This window comes from Eggerthella sp. BIOML-A1 (assembly GCF_009875595.1).
GTDB classification, from domain to species: domain Bacteria; phylum Actinomycetota; class Coriobacteriia; order Coriobacteriales; family Eggerthellaceae; genus Eggerthella; species Eggerthella lenta.
Map to the genome: position 1 here is coordinate 78,249 of NZ_WWRZ01000003.1, position 19,400 is coordinate 97,648.

The window sequence follows — 19,400 nt, forward strand, 5'->3', positions numbered from 1 at the left end:
AGCATGCGGCCAAGCAGCGCTCCCGCGGGCGGGCCGGAGGCCGCGCCGCCCGGACCGGCGGCGCGGCGGAGCCATCCTAGTAGAACATGAACACGCTGAGGCCGAGGTTGTAGAAGGCCGCGCGCATGCACACCGCGCCGATGAGGGCGGCGACGATCGTCACCGGGGCCCAGAGCCTCCAGTTGCCGGAGCGCCCGCCCATGAAGGCCGCCGCGAGCGGGACGACAGCGCCGACGGCGACCGCGCCGAGCCACAGCAGGGGCGCCTGCGCGCCGACCGTCGCCGCGGCGTCGGCCATGGCTCTGGTCGGGTGCGTCGGGTCGAAGTAGTAGCCGACGTCGGCGAAGGAGCCGGCGGAGAGCTGGAGGAAGATCGCGAAGGCGAGGGCGGCCAGGGCGTTCGCGGCGGCGCCTACGAGGGCGGCGAGGCCTGCGGGGGCCCCGGCGTCGGCCGCGCGCTCGGCGGGCTGACCTGCGGGAGGCGCTGCGGCCATGAGGAACGCGAACGTCGCAGGCCCCAGCACGCAAGCGTTGCCCAGCACGTAGAGGATCCAGAGCACGCTGTCCCATGCGGGGCGGGCTGCCATGGTGTAGGAGTGCGCCATGACGGCCACGAGCGCGACCGACAGCGCGACCGAGGCCCACGCCAGCCACTTCGGCACGCTCGCGCCGTCGTCGGACTTGCGCAGCATGACCAGGTAGGCCACGGCCACCGCGGCCAGCACGACGATGGCTATCAGCTCCTGCGTGATCCCCGAGGTCAGGTGCCCGAAGCCGTTGAAGATGCGCTCCCAGTGCTCGAGGTGGAAGAACACCGCGATCCCGCCGGCGGCCAAGAGCACCGCCGAGCATATCCAGGCCGGCACCTGGGCGCGCTTGCCCGTCCCGAACGCGGCCATCAGGGCCTGCGTCCCGAACAGCCCCGCGCTCCACGCCACCAGCGTGGTGAACACGATCAAAGGCCACTGCAATTCCATGGTCTACCCCCTCCACTTCCGGTCGGAGCGCAGCAGGTACATGAGCTCCGGGCCATTTCCAACATCGGGCAGACGATGGATTTCGTCTTCCGTATACGGTTCGACGTACTCCTTCAGCGTGACGCGCGTCTGCTGCATTTCGGCGTAGTCGCACGACAAGGCTTGAGGCGGAGCCGGTGCCTCGAACCCGTCCACGCCCTGCTCCAAGTCGCCGAAGAAGCGCGCACGCGAGCCGCATTGCGCCACGCACTGCGGAAGCTCGCCTTGGGCGATCTTCTGCTCGCACAGCGTGCACTTCTCCACCACGCGCTCCTCTTCGTTGAGGTAGCGAACGTTGTAGGGGCAGCTCATCGCGCAGAACTGGCAGCCGATGCACTTCGACTTGTCGATCTGCACGGTACCGTCGGCCGCCTTATGCGAGGCGCCCGTGGGGCACACCTTCACGCACTCGGGATCCGCGCAATGCTGGCATTGGATGGGCAGGAAGTACATCTCAACGTCAGGCCAGTCTCCGCTGCCGCCCTCTATCGGGTTCGGCCCCACGCGCAGCGTCTTGATCCAGAACGATCCCACGCCCACGCCGTTCGCTGCCTTGCACGCGACCGTGCAGGCAAGGCAGCCGACGCACCGGTTCAAATCGGTGATGATTGAGTACTGCGTCATCGTTTACGCCCCCTCTCCGGCCCACGCTTCTTCGCCTTCAACGCGGGAACGCAGCCCCGTTCCCATCCATTCCTTCAACCGCGGGTCGCTCGCGTCGCAGATGCACGGATTGCCCTGCGGGTCGCACGGCACCGGGTTGCCGAACGGCGAGTTCTCCTCGGTCGCCTTGTACACCAGCACGGGAACCGAGCGCATCGTTGCTGCACCGCACACCACATCCTGGCCGTAGGGATCCATCACGCAGTTGATGTTCACCAGCTCGTAGCCGTGGCTGGCCGTGTCCATCTCGGGGAACCACCACGCGTGGTTCGCGTTCACCACGCCCTTGCTGATGCCGTAGTACAGATCCAGCACCTCGCGCACCTTGCCCCACGGGCTCTCGATCCACACCCAGTCGCCCTGCTCGAGCCCCAGACGCGCAGCGTCGTTCGGGTTCATCTCCAGGCGCGGCGCGGGCCACAGCTCGCGGCACCACGGCAGCTGGCGATGCTCGCTGTGGAAGTACACCGGCTGGCGCGCGCCCGTGGTCATGAGGAACGTCGCATCGGGGTGCTCCTGCAGGCTGGCGGGATAATCCATGTTGCGCAGCTTCGACTCATCGATGTCGGCAACCTTCGCGGCGTCGAAGTACTCGGGCGTGGTCACCGGCGAGTTCGTGGGTTCGCGGTACACGGGGAACTTGTCCTCGTCGCCTAAGTACGCCTCGCACACGAGCGACCAGATTTCAATGAGGCCCGACGGCGTCATGAAGCCCGGATGGTCGTCCACCAACGGGAACAGGTTGAAGCCGCCCTGCTGGCGACGCCAGCCCATCTCGTGCCGGCGGTACGTGCCCCAACGCTCGGGATGCCACGTGCGGCAATCCATCCAGCCGTTCTTCTGGAAGTGCTCCTTCGCTTGCTCCCACGTGGGACCGTCGGGGAACTCGGCTGTCTTCCACGCGTCCACGTTGTCCTTGAGCACGCGACTGCGGTTCGGCCAACGGTAGTCGGTCTTCTCGCCGAAGTTGAGGATCTCGGACGGCTCGGCCGACTCGTCCTTCGTGTTCCACGGCACGCCCATGGCCTTGTACATGCCCACGTTCCAGTCGGGATCGTAGATGCACTCTCCCGGCGCCTCGACAGCGGCGCACCCGCAGCCGAAGAATCCTCCCGCGCCCTGACTGACACGCGTGGTGTCCACCTCCAGCCAGTGATAACACGGGAAGATGACATCGGCGTTGCCGTTGTTCGGGCAGAACCACAGGTTGATGTCGGTGAAGAAATCGAGCTTGGTCATAGCTTCCCACGCCACATCGATGTTGCCCATGTTCATGAAGTCGCCAGACTGGCACACGCCCGCGTGCAGCTGGTACGGCACGTTGTTGTCGAGGCACCCGTCCCAAATGGCGTTCGAGTCGGCCCAGCGAGCCCAGTAGCGATTGAGGGGGAAGCGCTCGGCATCCACCTCGTTCGCTTGGCGCTCGAACACGGTCTTGGGATTCGGCCACGCCTGCGACGCGCGGAACGCACCACCCATGCGCTTGGCGATGACGAGAGCTTCGGCATCGGAAGGAACCTTGTTGCCGTAGCGCTCGACCAAAGGCGAGTCGTTGTCGATAAGGTATCGCACGAAATCCTGCATCTTTGCGGCGAGCCCTTCGAGGTCGACATCGCGGCCCTCCCACGTCTTCGCCGCATCGCCGTACGGCGCCCCTAGCTGCATATTGGAGCGACCGGGGTTGCCGTCGAACTGAGCCTTTGAAGATCCGCGGTTGCCTGCCGGCTCGTCGGAGTTGCCGGTGATGCACGACAGGATCTGCAGCGCACGCACGTTCTGGATGGAGTTTCCGTTCTGGTCGGTGGCCAGCTGGAAGTGGATGCCGCCGTTGCCGTGCAGCGGGTTGATGCGCGTCGTCCAGGCGCGCACGGCTTCCTCGTTCTTCGCGGCTGGAACGCCGGTGACCTCTTCCGCCTTCTCCATCGTATACTCGCTGGTCAGCTCATGGAAAGCATCCCATACCGTACGCGCCTTGTGCACAGAGCCGTCTTTGAGCGTTACCTCCACCTCTCCGGGAAGTAGCGCTGGGCGCTTCGGCAAGCCCTTGGGATTGCATGCGTCCGAGCCGTCGGGGAAGCGGTCGGGCTCGGTGGCCGGATCGGCGAACGTCGACTGGTCGGGCAGCCACGCGTCGGCCACAAGCGGCTTGTACGGATGCTCGATCCACGTGCCGGTGGTAGGGATGCGGTGCTCCTCGCCTTCCCACTTGCCCAGCTCGGCGTCCCAGTACGTCAGACGTTCGTTCGCCTCGTCCCACACGATGAAGCGCTGGTACTTGCCGTCTTCCTTGAGGTCGGCCTCGGTCAGCAGCTTCGTCTTCATGTTGATGCCGCCATTGCCCTCCACCAACCAGCCTTCGGTGAGCTCGGGTTTGTCGTCGACGTAGAGGAACGATGCGTTCGACCAGCGACGCACCATGGTGTCGTCATAGGCCTCGTTCTCGATGACCCAGTTGAGCCACGACAGCGCCAGCGCGCCATCGGTGCCGGGACGAAGAGGCAGCCAGATATCGGCCTCTTTGCCCAGCGGCGTGACGCGCGGATCCACCACGATATGCTTAGACGCGCGATGCGCGACGTCGGTGACCGTGCGGTTCGTGGAGTCGTAGTTGGAATACTCGCACGCCGTGCCCCACTGCACGTACACGCTGGGCTCGGCCTCCACCTCCATCCACGGGGACCCCATCTCGTCGGTCATGATGCCGCCGAAGTGGCGCGGGCCTTTGCACACCTGGTAGGCCAAATGCGCGTTCGGCGTGCCGAACAGCTGTTTCATGCCCTGATAAGGCCCGAGCGACCACACGCGCGACGTGCCGCACATCACGAAGATCGACTCCCCGCCGTACTTCTCCTTCACTTCCTTGAGCTTCTCGCCGCATATCTCGAACGCCTCGTCCAGCGTGATGCGCACCCAACCGGGATCGTCCTCGCCCTTAGGGTTCGTACGCTTCACCGGGAAACGAAGGCGGTCGGGATGATATAGCGCCTGCATCGATGACTGCGACTTCGAGCAGCAGTGCCCGCGGCTTTGCGGCGCGGACTCGTCGCCTTCCACCTTGACGACCTTGCCGTCGCGCACGGTTACCCAAACGCCGCACTCCACCTTGCCGCAAGCGCGGCAGCACGAGCGAACGCGCTTGACTTCCCCCGCATCGGCATCGACGCCCTCGGCAAGCGCCTGCATCGGCTCGGCGACCGCCGTGAGCGACGCAGCGGCACCGGTGACCGCCATCGCCTTCATGAAGCTGCGGCGCGTGAGCGTGAGCTGAGTCATTGATCCCCACCTTCCTTTCTCGTCTCTCGCTTCATACCTGAAACGATGGAGCCATCCTAAGCGGTGAAGGCGGGCATCCCCTCCCAGCAGCGCTATGATTTTGCGTCGAGACGGAGTGGCGGGGCATCATACCGTGGCTATGATTTTTCGCAAAACCCCAGGAAACAGCCATCGACAAAGGGGAAAGGTGGCAGGTGCGGAGCAGCAACCCGATGACGGTGCAGTATGATGAACAGCAAGGGTTCGCAGACGAGGGGGAAAGCGGGTACCTGATGGAAATCAAGCTTCCGCGGGTCAAAGTGGAGGTGCGCGAGGATGAGGGGTTCTCGCTGGGAAAGCTGTCGCCAGCGCTCATCGTCGGCTTCGGTGCCCACTGGGCGTGGGTCTACCTCACGATGTTCAACGGCCAGCAGCTGTTCTTCTGGAACGCGGCCGATCCGGCGGTGCCGGCCGGGCTCTTCCACCCCGTGTCGCTCGTGTTCTTCGTCATGACGCTGCTGTCCTACGGCGTGCTATCGCGCGCATACCGCCGTTTGTTCGCCACGCAGCGCCGACGCGCACGCCTACGGTTCATCGGCGCGACGCTCGGTTTCGCCGGCACGCTGTTCATGTGCTTGGCGGACGTCGGAAGCGCAGCGGGCATCGCCGCGCTCGCGGCGGGAGGTGCGACCACCGGCATCGGCTCGGCCATCCTCCTGATGAGCTACGGCGTGTCGTTCGGGCAATGCGACATCGCCACCATCGTCACCAGTACGGCGCTCTCGCTGGTGGCGGGCATCGCGCTGTACACGGCAGTGTCTAACCTGGACCTGCTCCATCCGCTGGGAGCCCTGGCCGCGGCCCTCATCCCGTTCCTCGAGTGCTGGTGCCTCTACCGGTGCAGCACCGTGCTCGTCGACAAGCTCGAGTTCGCCGCCATCACGCTCAAGGTGAGGAAAACCCCGTTCGCGCTGCGCCTGTGCGCGCCCAGCCTGCTGTTCGGGTTCGCGCTGGGCGCCGTGCGCACGCAAGCCATCGCCGACATGCACTTGGTAGGGGGCCTGGGAACGCAGGTCGTCTGCATCGGGGCGGCCGCGCTCACGGCGTGCGCGCTCATGATCGCCGTCATGCTAACGCAGCGCCAGCACATCAACTTCATGTTCCGCCCCCTGCTGCCCCTCATCGCGATCGCGCTGGTCGCGGTCTACTTTATCGCCGACGCGACGCCCTTCACCACGTTCGCGCTGCTGCTGTGCTACCTCCTGTTCGAGGGCACCATGTGGGTGAGCTACGCCGACATCACCCAGCGTTTCCGCCTGACGTCGTTCGTGGTGTTCGGGTTCGGACGCGGGGCACTCGCGCTGGGCGCGCTCATCGGGATGACGGCCTCCTTCGCCATCCCCGCGCTCGACTCCGCAACCAATCCGGCGAACACGCTGATCATCGTGTTCGCATGCATCATTTTCGGCTTCGGCGCCCTGCCGCGCGGCAGCGAGCTGCGCGCCCTCATCGTGGGTGAATCGGACAACCCGGCAGGCGAGATGCTCCGCGGGCGCGAGCGCGCCGAGTCCCCCGAAAAAGCGCGCGCCGGGCGGTTCAAGCGCAAGTGCGAGCTGGTGGCTAACCGCTACCTCCTGTCGAAGAAGGAAACAGAAGTCCTGTTCCTGCTGGCGAAAGGCCGCAACGCCGCCTACATCCAGGAGCAGCTCTACATCTCCGAGGGCACCGCCCGCACCCATATGCGCCACATCTACAAAAAGCTCGACATCCACACCCAGCAAGAGCTGATGGACCTGGTGGAGGGCTCAGAGGAAGAAGTCGCGTAAGCGAGGCGGCCGCCAGAGATCCAAGGGCGTACCGAGCCGGGCGCCCGACTGCGGCTGCCGCTTCCGGATGGGCTCCTCCACCACCAGGATGTTGTCCGCGATGTCGAGCGTAGAGAAGTCTTAGATGCGTCGCCTTGGCGCAGTCGGAAGGAAGCTGCGCGCTCCCCTTCGCGGACGCCGAGGCGCGCTTTCCCTACTACGCGTTGTTCCGAGCCGATGAGCGCACCAGCGCCATCGGCTTCTTCCCCGACGCTCTCGAGGAAGAAGCCCGACGCTTCGGCCCCGACATCGCGCACGAGGGTTAGCGCTCGTACACCTGGTCGCAGCCGAGCAGATCCTTCATGGAGTGCCAGATCTGGTGCGGGTTGCCCGGCGGGTTCTTGAGCGGCTTCATCGGATAGCGCTCCTGCGCGCCCGACAGCAGATCGACGGCGAACACCTCGTCGGACAACTCGAGCGCGCCTTCCGGGCAGATGTCGGTGCAGCAGCGGCACTTCACGCAATCGACCGGACGATGCGTCACGCCGATCGAGCCGTCCTCACCCGCGTACTTCGCGATGGCCCCGGTGGGGCAGAACGTGGCGCACATCTGGCACGACGAGCACTTCTCGGGATCGATGATCACATGGCCCCACAAGCGCGTGTCCATGAGCACATCCTGCGGCTGCCCCAACGAATCGAGCGCGGCCAGCAAACGTTCGCGGCGGTCGGGAATGAAGTGAGGCAGCGTGCCGTCCTTGCCCACCTTCACGAACCTCGGCTCCCGCCGCTCCTCCACACCCAATGCGTCCTTGACGGCGTAGTCAGCCGTCACCGCCGCAACGTTCTTAGCCTCGTCCTTCATGCTGGAGAAGAAGCTCCGACGGCTCGCGTCGTAGCCCTCGTCGCCCGCCCGGCGCACGGATGAGGGAAGCTTTTCCGCCAGGTCGATGCGCATATCGTTGTTCCAGGTTGCAAGCAGCGCGCTTGCCGTGTCGCACACAACCCGCGCCATCTCGAAACCCGAGACATGCTCGCATTGCGCGCAGCGCGCCTGCACGAGGCTCACGCGGCGCACGCCCAACGCCGCCAGCGTGACCAGCAGGCTCTCCTCCACGCGCCCCAGGCACGTGACGCCCACCACCTTCTCGGGGTCGTACAACCCGTCGGCCGCGGCAAGCAGCTGATCGCAGGCGATAACCACCTGGCCGTCAGCCGGGTCAGCCGCCGCACGACACGCCTGCAACAGCTCGGCATCGTTCGGGCGATGCGCTTCGAGCGCGCAGGTGGGACACACGGTAGCGCAGGTTCCGCACCCGATGCACCGCTCGGGTTCGATGACCAGCTCGTTGTCGTCGTAGGAGATGCAACCGCTCGTGCACACATCGGCGCACTTCATGCACGTTGCGTTGCGATTGCGCACAACAGCGCAACGGCCCTGATGAACCGTAATGTCGGCGCTCTGAAGTTGTTCGAGCAGACCGAGGAAATTCGTCACGTGAGCCATGACTTCACCCTTTCTCGTCTACCCCCTTGCACCGCACAGTATAACCACTTTCGCCGTCTCACGCGAGAAAAAACGCGCTTGACACCTTCGGCGAGCCTCCCCTATCATGTGGCCTTGGGGAGTCCGCCGGCACGCCGATCGCGTGCGAAGCGGACATTGTTTGCAAAAGTGGGAACCTCAGGGGTGAGGTTTCGCGGTGCCGTGCGCCGTAAGTTGCAAACAATGTCTGACGAGGGGCGGAACATGACTCACGATTCCACGAACCAGCATCTTTCTCTTGAACCCGACTACGACGGGTTCGATCCACTTGAAGATTTCGAAGACGATGCAGCCGAGACCGAAGGCCGCGCCGACGAGTTCGTCGCCACGGTGAGCGCCGCCGAAGACGCGCTCGCTCACGACGACGACAAGCCCGTCGCGCCTGCCACCTGCGAAAAGCCCGCCGAAGAGCGCATCGCCGACCTGCTGAAGGCCATGGCACCGCGCCGCACGGTGCTGCTGGGCATCCTGACCGCCTGCGACGAGCCGCAGCCGGCATCCGCTGTGAACGCTCGCGTCGACGAGCTGCAGGAGAACAACTTCTCGGTGTACAGTGCAGCCAACCTGTGCTCCTTGCTGGAGAAGGCGGGCGCTATCGAGCGCGTCACGGCCGAGGGCGAACCCGCGGAGAACATCGAAGCCGAGCCGCAGACCGTCGTTGTCGACGGTGTCGAATACCTGGAAGCCCGCGAACCCGTCGAGATCTACTGGCGCATCACCGAGCCGGGCCGCGCGGCGCTTGAGGCCGACAAGCCGCTCGAGCGCCTGCGCGCCCTCCTGGACGAAGACGCCGCCTACGCCCCCATCTACCAGCGCATCCTCCGCCTGTGCGCGGCGGACGGCGGCACCACGACGCCCACCATCAACAACGCGGTCGACCATGACCCGCTGGTGCAGAAGCCGCGCTTCTACGCGCCCCACTTCGTCGACCGGCTGGAGAAATGCGACGCGCTGGCCTGGAGGAAGGCGTGGTGCATCACCGATATCGGACGCGCCGGCCTCGATATGCTGGCAGACGTCGTAGACGAGGGCGCACCCGCCGCCGCCCAGCCCGAAACCCCCGAAGTCCCTGCTCCCGCCGCATCCAAGGAGGACTAGCCATGACCGAAGCAACCGCACCCGCAACCGAAGCCCTCGTCGACGAAGCGACCATGCAGGAGCTCATCAAACTGAACGAGCAGCGCGCCGCCACGTACGGCCTGCTGTCGCGCCTGTACCGCGTGGAGGTGGACCAGCCCCTTCTCGACGAGCTGCGCAGCATGCGCTTCCCCGCCAAGACGGGCAACGAGAACGTGGACGAGGGCTACCGCCTGCTGGCCACGTACCTGAGCAACACCTGGGACAACAGCGTCACCGACCTCGCCATCGACTACGTGCGCGTGTTCATCGGACACGGCATCGACGCGTTCTCGGCCGCCTACCCGTTCGAATCGGTGTACACCTCCGAGAAGCGCCTGCTCATGCAGGAAGCACGCGACGAGGTGCTGGCCATCTACCGCAGCGCAGGCCTCGACAAGCAGGACACATGGAAAGAGGGCGAGGATCACATTGCACTCGAGCTGGAGTTCGAGCAGATCATGGCCACGCGCACGGTCGAAGCGCTGCGCAAAGGCGACGAAGACGAGGCCGTCGCGCTGCTGACCACGCAGAAGAACTTCCTCGAAGACCATCTGGCTGCATGGGCCCCCATGATGACCTCCGACATGAAGCGCTTCGCGCAAACCGACCTCTACCGGGGCTTGGCGTACTTGACGGACGGATTCCTCCAAACCGATCAGACGTTCCTTGACGACGTGCTGGCCGAAGACTAACCGCGCGGGACCGAAAGAAGGAGCAATGGACAACAAGCAGGATAAAACCTACGCCGGCATGACGCGACGTACGCTGTGCTTGGGCGCAGGCGGCGCAGCGGTCATGCTGGGCCTGGGCGGGTTGAAGTACGTAGGATCGCAGCCCATCGTACGCCCGCCGGGAGGACAGGACGAAGAGCGCCTCGTCTCCGCCTGCATCCGTTGCGAGAAGTGCTACGAGATCTGCCCGCGCAACGTCATCGCGCCCGCCCACCTCGAAGACGGCGTGCTGAACATGCGCACGCCAACGTTCGACTTCTCTGCCAACTGGTGCGACTGGTGCGCCGACGAGCACGGCGGCACCCCGCTGTGCGTCAGCGCCTGCCCCACCGAAGCGCTCAAGCTGCCCGACGGGGCCACAGCCGAGAACACCATCATCGGCAAGGCGGTCATCAACACCGACTGGTGCCTGGCATATAAGCTGATCGGATGCCGGTTCTGCTACGATGCCTGCCCCTACGAGGCCATGGAGCTTGACGAGAACAACCGCCCCGTCGTAATCGAGGACAAATGCAACGGATGCGGCGCATGCGAGAGCGTGTGCGTATCGCTGCAAAACGGCTCCATCTCCGAAGGGGCCACGGCGCGCGCTATCGTCGTTCACCCGCTTGAAGAAGTCGAAGGATAAGGTGTCCTCATGAAGAAGAACTCCAAGAAGCTGCGCACCCTCGTCGCACTGGCCATCGTGGCCGTCGTCACCGTCGGCTTCGTCACGAACGTCGGGATCGGCACCATGTCGGCGCCGGGCATCTGGGATATCTCCATCCTATGCCCGCTGGGCGCCTTGGGAACGATGCTCGCCTCCAAGATGATGGTGCCGCGCGCCGTGGTCTCGCTGGTCGTGATGGTGCTGCTCATCGTCGTGTTTGCGCGTGCGTTCTGCGGGTGGATGTGCCCTGTGCCGCTCGTGCAGAAGTTGCGCGGCTTGTTCGCAAAGAAGCAACCCGTCGAACGCGGCGACGCTGCCGATCCTGCCGCGGCGCCGCTCACGAAAGTCGAGATCGACGCGCTGGGCGTTTCATGCTCGAAGGGGTCGAAGGATGGCGGCGGATGCGCGTCCTGCGCCTCCAAGCGCGGAGCCGCGCTCGATGCTCGCCACTTCGTGCTGGGCGGCGCGCTGGCGTCCACCTTCGTCTTCGGATTCCCGGTGTTCTGCCTCGTCTGCCCCATCGGACTCACGTTCGCCACCATCCTGCTGGTCATCAACCTGTTCTCACACGGCGATGTCACCTGGTCGCTCATCGTGGTGCCCGCGCTGCTTATCGCCGAGGTGCTGCTGTTCAAGAAGTGGTGCCATAAGCTGTGCCCGCTTTCGGCGTTCATGAGCCTGATCGCGAAGGCGAACAAGACCTTCGTGCCCACGATCGACGATGCGAAGTGCCTGGAAACGGCGAAGGGCGGCGCGTGCGGCGCATGCGGACGCGTCTGCGAGGAGGGCATCGACCCGCGTCATCCTCAGCTGTCACGGGCCGCATGGAGCGAGTGCACCAAGTGCCGCGCCTGCGTGGACGCATGCCCCGCGAACGCGATCACCATGCCGCTGCTGCCGCGGCGAACGCCGTCTACCACAGAACCTGTCGCCGTACCAACGAACGTTGCAGAGGTCGACGCGGAGGATACGCAACCCGTTCCGTAAGCCCCCTCCTGCGCGACCCGATTCGCAGCTGCAGCGGTCGGATCGCGCATCCGGAATCGGGCTGAGCCCGACCCCGGGCAAAAGGCGGCTTGGCAAGGGCTTTGGGGGACAAGCCGCCTTTTGCCCGGGAGCGACATCCCCGCTCCCCCTCCCTGCGAAAAGAGGGATGCCGCTTCCGGCCTTCATCTGACAACCACGACGTGGGAGGACGAAAACCCATGGCATACGAAACGACAAGCGAATCGACCGAGGCCCTGCTCGTCACCGGAGGCGTCGGCACCGGCAAAACGCAACGTCTCGTCGAGCGCGCTGCCGCGCTGCTGGCCGAAAACGCCGCCGCGGGCAACGTGCTCGTGCTGTGCGCGACGCCCCAGGCCGCACGCCTGTTCTCGGAGCGGTTGGCAGCCTGTGTCGGCGCCGAGCGCGCCGCCGGCGCAACCGTCACCACCGCACGTGCCCTAGCGCTCGACGTGCTGGCCGACGACGGCGCGCGCCGCTGGTCGGGGCGCGAGCCGCGACTGCTGACCGCCTTCGAAGAGACGTTCCTCATGGAAGACATGAAGGTGAGCGGGCTGCGGCCGAAGCGGCTGCGCGAGATGCTCAAGTTCTTCTACCGCTCGTGGACCGAGCTGGCGGACGACGATCCCGATTGGCTGCTACCGGGCGAGGAGACCGATGTCCATACGCTGTTGAAAGAGAGCCTGGCCTTCATGCGCGCCGTCGTAGAACCCGAAGCGGCGAACCTTGCTGCGCGCTACCTCCGAGAACACGACGAAGCGCGGGCGGCGCATTCCTACGCGCACGTGCTGATGGACGACTACGCCTGCGCAAGCCATGCCTCGCAGACGCTGGCGAATCTCGTCGCAACCTGCTCGATCACCGTGGCGGGCGACGCGGAAACCTGCATCGAGACATACGATTCGTACCCCTACGCCGCCGGAATCGACGAATTCCTCGCAACGCATCCCGATGCTGCTTGCGAGCACCTGGACGCCGACGCGCCCGATGCCGTCGAACAGGTTGCTCTGGCAAGCGACACGCCCGAAGCCGAGTTCGAACAGGTGGCGCGCACGGTGGCCGAAGCCGTCGCCGCAGGAACGCCCGCGCGGCAGATCGTCGTGGCCGTACCGAACAGCGTGTGGTCGCGCAACATCGCAGCCGCTTTGCACGCACGAGGCGTGCCAGCTGAAGCGCTCGCCATCTCGCAGCCCCTGCGCGGCGACGTGCGGGACAACGCCCGCTGCACGCCTGCGCGCATCGCCACGGCCCTCAACCTCGTGGCGAACCCAGACGACACCGCGGCTTGGCGGTGCTGGTGCGGATTCGGCGACTACCTGGTGAACAGCGCGGCTTTCGCCAGCCTGCGGACTTGCGCGAAGGAGCGCAGTATCGGCCTCGTAGACGCTTTGGAGATGCTAAGCGAAAACGATTGCGAGCACGTAGTGGGCGCGCAACGCGTGGCGACCGCCTACAAGGACGGTCGCGCGCTCATCGAGCAGGTACGAGGATTGCGGGGCACGACACTGCTGGACGAGCTGACGCGCATCGTCACCGACGGAGCGGAATCCCAAGCGCCCGCCGTTCTGCGCGAGCTCTGCCTCGAGCACGGCAACGCAGCCGATGAAAACCCGGAAAGCCTTTACGATGCCGATGCTGCGGCGATGGCGCGGCGCATGGCCGAGCGCCTGCTGGCGCCCACGCTGGAGGTTGCCGACGCGGTAGCCGTCGTCCCCTACGACCTCACCTGCGGCTTCTCGCCCAGCCTGCTGGTCGTCGCCGGCTTCGTGAACGGTTTCGTCCCCTCCCGCGACTATTTCGACGCCACGGTGACCCCGCCCGAGCGCCAGGAGAAGATGCGCGCCGTCGACGAACGACGCGTGCGCGCGCTCACAGGAAAGGCCGGCCGCGCGGTGGCGCTGTCGTACTTCACGTCCACCGACCTCGAAAGCGCCGGCAAGCTGAAGCTCAAGATCAGTCGCATCCGCCTCAAGAACGGTATCCGCACCTGCACCATAGAGCCCAGCCTATTCCTGGAGCAAATCGCAGCGCAGGAGTAGCCGCAACCGGGGTGGCTTTCGCAGACCCGCCGATTTGACGATCTCGAAAAACACGCCTCAGCGAACGAGGCGTGTTTTTCGAGCGAGGATCGGTCGGGGCGAGCTATCCGGCATCCACACTCTCCAGCAGCTCCAACAGCTCCTCCCGGTTAGCGGTCTTCGTTTTCGCATAGATGTGGTTGAGGTGGGTCTTCACGGTGTTCTTGGAGATGAACAGCTGTTTCTCGATGTAGGCGCCCGTGTGGCCGGTTGCCCAGATGGCCAACACCTCCTGCTCGCGCGGCGATAAGCCGCATTGCACGGCCACGCGCTTTACGCGGAGGGCGAGGGCATCGACCGCGTCCTCTTCGACGACGGCAGGCGATTTGAGCGACAGAGGCGATCCCATGATGACCAGCAATGCCGCCATAAGCGACAGCAAGATGGCGATGGCCACCGATTCGGACGTGGGCAGCACATCGGTCACGATCTGGCCCAGACAGCTGCCGCCCCATTGGGCGAATCGCATAAGCGCCAGGCACAGCAGCGCCGACAGGCCGTCCTTGAAGAAGGAGTCGATGAGCAGGAACCATACCAGGTACTTAACCAATTCCGCCCCCACCAGCGCCACGCTGAACGTAGTGCCGCCCCCGAAAGGATCAAGCGATGCCGGGAGCAGCGAAGCCATAGCCATCAAAGGAAACGCCAGGTAGAAAGCCAACATGGCGTTCTTGCGATAAAAAAGGTACGCCAACAGGATAGCGACGAACGACGCAAGCGCAGGCACGCCGGCCAGCGCGCCGTGGAACTCGGAAGACACCTCGAAACCGCCGATCACGCCGTTCGCCCGCGTCGCCCCGTAGCCGAAGAACGCGAGCGAAATAGCCGCCATCGGCTTCCAAGGAACGCGCGACAACGATACGCGCAGACTGTCGCCGTCCAGAGAAGCGGGCAGCATCCGCACCTCTGATGCGCCCCGTTCCCGTTCGCCCCGCACCGCGATTGCGAGCAGCCCGAACGCGCCGAACGGCAGCAGCACGGAGACCGCGAGCACCGACAGGGCGGGCAGCAGCGAGATCAGGGCGAACAAGAGGAATCCGAGCAAGTACGCCGTCCCTGCGCACACGGCGGTGCGCTCCACGCCCTGCACGCTCATGCGCTCTTCCCATCCGAGACGCAGCGTGCTTCCCAAGCCGCTCAGCGCGAAGGCGATCAGCATCCAGCCCATCGGCGCCCGCCCGAAACCGGCAAGCGCGGCAACTACGATGGCCAGGCTCGACACGGCGGCGAACACCGCCAACAGCACGGTGCGTCGCCTAAGAGGAGCCGTCCTGCGCGCTAGCAGCACGAGCACGAGCGCGGCCAAGGCCGTCAGCGCCGCCTGCACAATTTGCGCCTCGCCCACGGGCGCCTCATGGCGCAGGTCGCCGAACAGCACCGATCCGTTCCAGAACACGAAGCTCCAAGCGATGTAGCAAGCCAGCCCCGCGCTGTCGAACAGCATCGCGCGATTGGGTTTGGGGAACGGCACGGCACCGCCTGACCGGGAGGTCTTTTTCGTCGTATCGTCCGCTATGGAAGCGTTGCTGCGCATGCGGCACATACTAGCCGATGGAACGCGTTCGCACAAGGCGAACCCGTCCGAAGCGCAAAGCCGTCGAACGGGTTCTGGGAGAGGGAGGAACGTCAAGGCTGGCGAGCGTTATGCGAGCGCCGCCGCGTTCGCACCGGCCACGCGGCCGAACACGAACACGTCGGTGATGGAGCAAGAGCCCAGGCGGTTCGTACCCATCTTATGGCCGGCCTGCTCGCCGGCCGCGAACAGGCCGGGGATGGGCGCGCCGTCGCTATCGAGCACCTGCGCGTCGGTATTGATGTGCAGGCCGCCCATGGTGTAGTGCACCGACGGCTTGTACGCCAAGATGTAGTAAGGGCCGCCCTCGATAGGATTGAGCGCCGCGCGGTAGTTGAAGTCGGGGTCGGCGCCGTCCTTACAGTAGCCGTTCCACTTCTCCACGGTCTTTTGCAGCTCAGCGGCATCGATGCCGAAAGGTTCACACACCTCGGCAATGGTTTCGCCCTTCGCCAGCTGGCCGCGCCCGAACAAGCCGTCCATCTCGGCCGCGTTCACCGTGGCGATGTCGGTGTGGTCGAGGCCGTCCTGGTTGAAGATCATGTAGCCGATGCCGTCCGTCTGCTCCTTGATGGCGTTGGAGATGACGTCGCGGCGCTCCATCTCCTCGACGAAGCGGTCGCCTTCCTTGTTGATGCAGATGGCTCGATTCTCCAGGCGCATGTTGCCCACGTACAAGAGGGCGCCCGTCTGCGTGTCGCAGGTGGGATACGTCTGGATGTACTGCATGTCGATGAGGTTCGCACCGATCTTCTCGGCCATGACGTGGCAGTCGCCCGTCGCGCCCACCGAGTCGGTGGAGAGTATCTTCTCGTCCATCTCGGGGTTGTACCTCATGCGCATCTCGACGTTGGAGCCGAAGCCGCCGGCCGCGAGGATGACGGCCTTCGCCTTGAAGTCGTAGGTTTCGCCCGTGGCCGTGTTCGTGGCCTTCAGTCCCACGACCGCGCCCGAGGCGTCCTGCACCAGCTCGTCGGCCTTCGTGTTGCGGCACACCTTGAGGTTCTTGAGACCCTCGGCGCGCTTGTCCAGCTTGCAGATGATGCCGCTTCCCTCGTTGCCTTCGGGGATGAGCGAGCGGATGACCGAGTGGCCGCCGAAGAAGCGCTCGTAGGGCTGCCATGCCACGCCTCCGTTGAAGATGAGCCACTCCATGGCGCCGTACGCGCCTTCGCAGATGACGTTGACCAGGTCGGGGTCGCCCACGTGATCGCCGCCGACGATCATGTCCTCGGCCATCTTCTCCACGCTGTCCTCGATGCCGTCCCGCTTCTGGAACCAGTTGTTCGGCACGGCCATGGCGCCGCCGGACAGGATGGTATCGCCGCCGACGATGCCCAGTTTCTCCAACAGCACGACGTTCTTGCCGGCCTCGGCCGCGGTCAGCGCGGCCGCGTAGCCCGCGCCTCCGGCACCCACTACGACGACATCCACATCGGTCGTCAGGCCCTCGGGAGCCTGCGGCACGGCCTTTTCGCGTTTCTTCCATTCGCTCGATTTCATGCCCGAGGCGTCGACGGCATCGGAGACAGCCGCGAGAAAGGCCATAGACGAAACCGTGGCGCCCGTCACCATATCCACGTTGAGCGTCTGGTTCTTCACGATGAGATCGGAAAGCACGTCGATGCCGGCGGTGCCCACGCCGTAGGACTCGCGCGACTTCAACAGGTTGATGCGGGCGATGGAATCGCCCTCGGTGATGACCTCGACAGTAAGCTCGCCGCCCTTGCCGTTGGCCGTGCCGGTCCATGCCTGCGCGCCCTCCCCCGCAGCGCCTGCGACCGTCGACGAGCTTTCGCCTTTCGGGGCGCAACCTGCTATCGCCAGCGTCCCGCCCAAAGCAGCAATAGCTCCACCGGTAATGAAATTTCTACGTGAAAGATTCGACATGACGCCCTCCTTGTTGTGATGGTGCTCGCTTCTCCCGAATATCCCGATTCGGTAGGCCGATGCTACATCGAGAAGGACGCCCACCGCATCGCCGCAGAGGTTTGAACCGAGCGCAATCTTCCGAAAACGCGCATCAAACCTCAGGGGTGATGCCGCTGATCTGGGAATACGAAGAAAAACAGAGGTGAGCCGAGGGGACGGACGGGGTCGACACCTCTTCCCCTCGCTTCGGCCGCTCCGGCCTCGTCCCGGGTGGACGCAAAACGGTAGCCATGACAATTCTCAAGTGCTCGAAATGCGCTTCTCGCTAGAAGCGCGCGCAAAAGGCCTGGTCGCATTTCGAGCCTACGACGATATGCGGCTTCAGGCGAGAGAGAAAATGTCATGGCTGTCGATTCGCGCCCACGTTCGAAGAATTCGAGCGAAGTTCGCCGGTTCGAGACGAGACGTTGACTCATTCCCGTTGACTCCCTGTGACGAGACGAAGGGACGGGGTTGACAGTTCATTACCTCCCTTCGCTCGTCCCGCGATTCACGCTCCCAGCATGATCCTGATGATCTCGTCGTTGGTGGCGCGCATGCCGTCGCGGCCGAGGCGGGCGATGCTGTCGATGGTGTTCTCGACGCCCTTCTTCACGATGCCGTCGCCGCCGTAGAACTGCTGGCCGTCACGGTACATGACGTAGCCCAGGATGCCCGCGTTCACCGAGAACGCGATCTTGCCGGCGCACGAGGGCTTCGCGCCGTCGCACACCATGCCGGCCACGATGGACAGCGCATTCACCACGGCATGACAGGCCTCGCAGTAGCCGCCGCCATCCAAATACGCGATGCCCGCGCCCGCCGCCGCGCCCGCGCACACCGCGCCGCAGAACGCCGACAGCCGCCCGATGCCCGTCTTCTGATGGATAGCCACGAGGTTCGACAGCACGAGCGCACGGTAGAGCTGCTCGTCGGAAGAGCCCAGGTGGCGCGCGTACACGATGAGCGGCACCGACACGGTGATGCCCTGGTTGCCGCTGCCGGAGTTGATGACCACGGGCAGCTCGCAGCCGCTCATGCGCGCGTCAGACGCCGCCGCGGCGCACGCGCACGCGCGTACCTTCACGTCGTCGCCGTAGGCGCCCAGCATGACGCTGCCGATGTTCGCGCCCCAGTCGCCCGCCAGCCCCTCGTCGACGATGGCGCCGTTGCAGGCGATCTGGCGATCCAGCAGGTCTCGCACGTCATCCAGCTCCACGGTCATGGCGAAGTCCCAGATGCCCTCCATCGACAGCACGCCGCGATCGGTCATCCCGTCGGCCGAGCCGCCTTCGGACGGCACCGCCACGTCGCGCAGCACCTCCCCGTCGCGCTCCTCGCGCACGATGTTCGTATGGAAGTCGGCGATGCGCACGAGCGCGCTGCGAGCGGGAGAGGCGCAGGCATCAGCCTCCGCGTCCGCCGCCTGCGCCTCCGCGTCCGAGAACACGCGCACGACGATGTCGAAGTCCAGCTCCGATGCGGCGCGCTCAACCGCGATGGACGCGCGCTCCACATAGGCCGCGATACCCGCAATCTCCTCGGGCGAAACCTCGGCGATCACTTCGAGGCTGCGCTCGGCGCGCCCCGCCACGATGCCCGCAGCCGCAGCGGCCTCGATCCCCTTCAGGCCGCCGGTATGGGGCACCACCACGCTCTTCGCGTTCTTGATGATGCTTCCGCTGGCCTCCACCTCCACGCGGGCAGGTTCCGCGCCCAGCAGTTCGCGCGCCCGCGCGGCCGCCAGCGCGATGGCGATGGGCTCGGTGCATCCCATCGCGGCGACGAGCTCCTCTTCGAGTATGGCCACGTACCGCCCGTATCGCTCGTCCGTCCGCTCCATGAAGCACTCCCTTTCGCCCTGCCCGTCGCATGCAACGCATCATGATAGCACCTCGCGCATGGCGCCGCGCGCCGCCCGACCTCGCAAACCGCGTTCGGCAGCCCTCCCCCGTTTTCGGGTATCTTCGTCGTTTTGCCTGGACACAGGCGAATATACCCGGATCCGCGCGATGATGCGGCTCCGCGACCCGCGTAGCATGCACCTCGTTGA

14 protein-coding genes are annotated in these 19,400 nt (G+C 65.3%); 7 read left to right on the forward strand and 7 right to left on the reverse strand.

The features are described from left to right. Nucleotides 1–76 precede the first annotated feature (76 nt). Genes GT590_RS03930 through GT590_RS03940 form a run of 3 tightly spaced genes read right to left on the reverse strand, consistent with a single transcriptional unit; the run spans nt 77 to nt 4,951 of the window. The gene (locus GT590_RS03930; RefSeq protein WP_161170918.1) at nt 77–976 is read right to left on the reverse strand and encodes a DmsC/YnfH family molybdoenzyme membrane anchor subunit; all 900 of its coding nucleotides are present in this window, start codon (nt 974–976) and stop codon (nt 77–79) included. Nucleotides 977–979: 3 nt separating this feature from the next. Then, entirely contained in the window at nt 980–1,639 is a 660-nt protein-coding gene (locus GT590_RS03935; RefSeq protein ID WP_057384952.1) for a 4Fe-4S dicluster domain-containing protein, read from the reverse strand. Between the two features lie 3 nt (nt 1,640–1,642). Next, the gene (locus GT590_RS03940; RefSeq protein WP_161170919.1) at nt 1,643–4,951 is read right to left on the reverse strand and encodes a molybdopterin dinucleotide binding domain-containing protein; all 3,309 of its coding nucleotides are present in this window, start codon (nt 4,949–4,951) and stop codon (nt 1,643–1,645) included. A gap of 212 nt (nt 4,952–5,163) precedes the next feature. On the opposite strand from GT590_RS03940, the gene GT590_RS03945 reads away from it, so the two are divergent. Beyond that, nucleotides 5,164–6,756 (forward strand): helix-turn-helix transcriptional regulator, encoded by a 1,593-nt coding sequence (locus tag GT590_RS03945; protein ID WP_161170920.1) that lies wholly within the window; start codon nt 5,164–5,166, stop codon nt 6,754–6,756. Nucleotides 6,757–6,890: 134 nt separating this feature from the next. Then, entirely contained in the window at nt 6,891–7,061 is a 171-nt protein-coding gene (locus tag GT590_RS03950; RefSeq protein WP_158539340.1) for a hypothetical protein, read from the forward strand. Here GT590_RS03950 and GT590_RS03955 read toward each other — a convergent pair. After that, nucleotides 7,058–8,242: a 4Fe-4S binding protein gene (locus GT590_RS03955; RefSeq protein WP_161170921.1), complete on the reverse strand. Its 1,185-nt coding sequence runs from the start codon at nt 8,240–8,242 to the stop codon at nt 7,058–7,060. The two genes, GT590_RS03950 and GT590_RS03955, sit on opposite strands and share 4 nt — an antisense overlap. A gap of 243 nt (nt 8,243–8,485) precedes the next feature. Between GT590_RS03955 and GT590_RS03960 the strand changes: the two genes are divergently transcribed. The 5 genes from GT590_RS03960 (at nt 8,486) to GT590_RS03980 (ending at nt 13,824) form a co-directional block, all read left to right on the forward strand. Beyond that, nucleotides 8,486–9,379 carry a hypothetical protein gene (locus tag GT590_RS03960; protein WP_114554779.1) on the forward strand — a complete coding sequence of 298 codons (894 nt, stop codon included), beginning with the start codon at nt 8,486–8,488 and terminating at the stop codon, nt 9,377–9,379. Between the two features lie 2 nt (nt 9,380–9,381). Next, nucleotides 9,382–10,092 (forward strand): molecular chaperone, encoded by a 711-nt coding sequence (locus GT590_RS03965; protein WP_114554780.1) that lies wholly within the window; start codon nt 9,382–9,384, stop codon nt 10,090–10,092. A 25-nt stretch (nt 10,093–10,117) separates the two neighbouring features. Next, nucleotides 10,118–10,759 (forward strand): 4Fe-4S dicluster domain-containing protein, encoded by a 642-nt coding sequence (locus tag GT590_RS03970; protein ID WP_114554781.1) that lies wholly within the window; start codon nt 10,118–10,120, stop codon nt 10,757–10,759. Nucleotides 10,760–10,768: 9 nt separating this feature from the next. Next, nucleotides 10,769–11,767, forward strand: coding sequence for a 4Fe-4S binding protein (locus GT590_RS03975; protein WP_114554782.1), 999 nt, complete (start codon nt 10,769–10,771; stop codon nt 11,765–11,767). A gap of 218 nt (nt 11,768–11,985) precedes the next feature. Then, entirely contained in the window at nt 11,986–13,824 is a 1,839-nt protein-coding gene (locus tag GT590_RS03980; protein WP_161170922.1) for a UvrD-helicase domain-containing protein, read from the forward strand. A gap of 103 nt (nt 13,825–13,927) precedes the next feature. Here GT590_RS03980 and GT590_RS03985 read toward each other — a convergent pair whose 3' ends face one another. From GT590_RS03985 to GT590_RS03995, 3 genes are all read right to left on the reverse strand, one after another. Continuing rightward, the gene (locus GT590_RS03985; RefSeq protein ID WP_227791422.1) at nt 13,928–15,334 is read right to left on the reverse strand and encodes a helix-turn-helix transcriptional regulator; all 1,407 of its coding nucleotides are present in this window, start codon (nt 15,332–15,334) and stop codon (nt 13,928–13,930) included. 171 nt (nt 15,335–15,505) lie between these two features. Then, nucleotides 15,506–17,326 (reverse strand): flavocytochrome c, encoded by a 1,821-nt coding sequence (locus tag GT590_RS03990; protein WP_114554783.1) that lies wholly within the window; start codon nt 17,324–17,326, stop codon nt 15,506–15,508. Nucleotides 17,327–17,858: 532 nt separating this feature from the next. Next, nucleotides 17,859–19,190: a serine dehydratase subunit alpha family protein gene (locus tag GT590_RS03995; RefSeq protein ID WP_009306115.1), complete on the reverse strand. Its 1,332-nt coding sequence runs from the start codon at nt 19,188–19,190 to the stop codon at nt 17,859–17,861. Nucleotides 19,191–19,400: the final 210 nt, after the last annotated feature.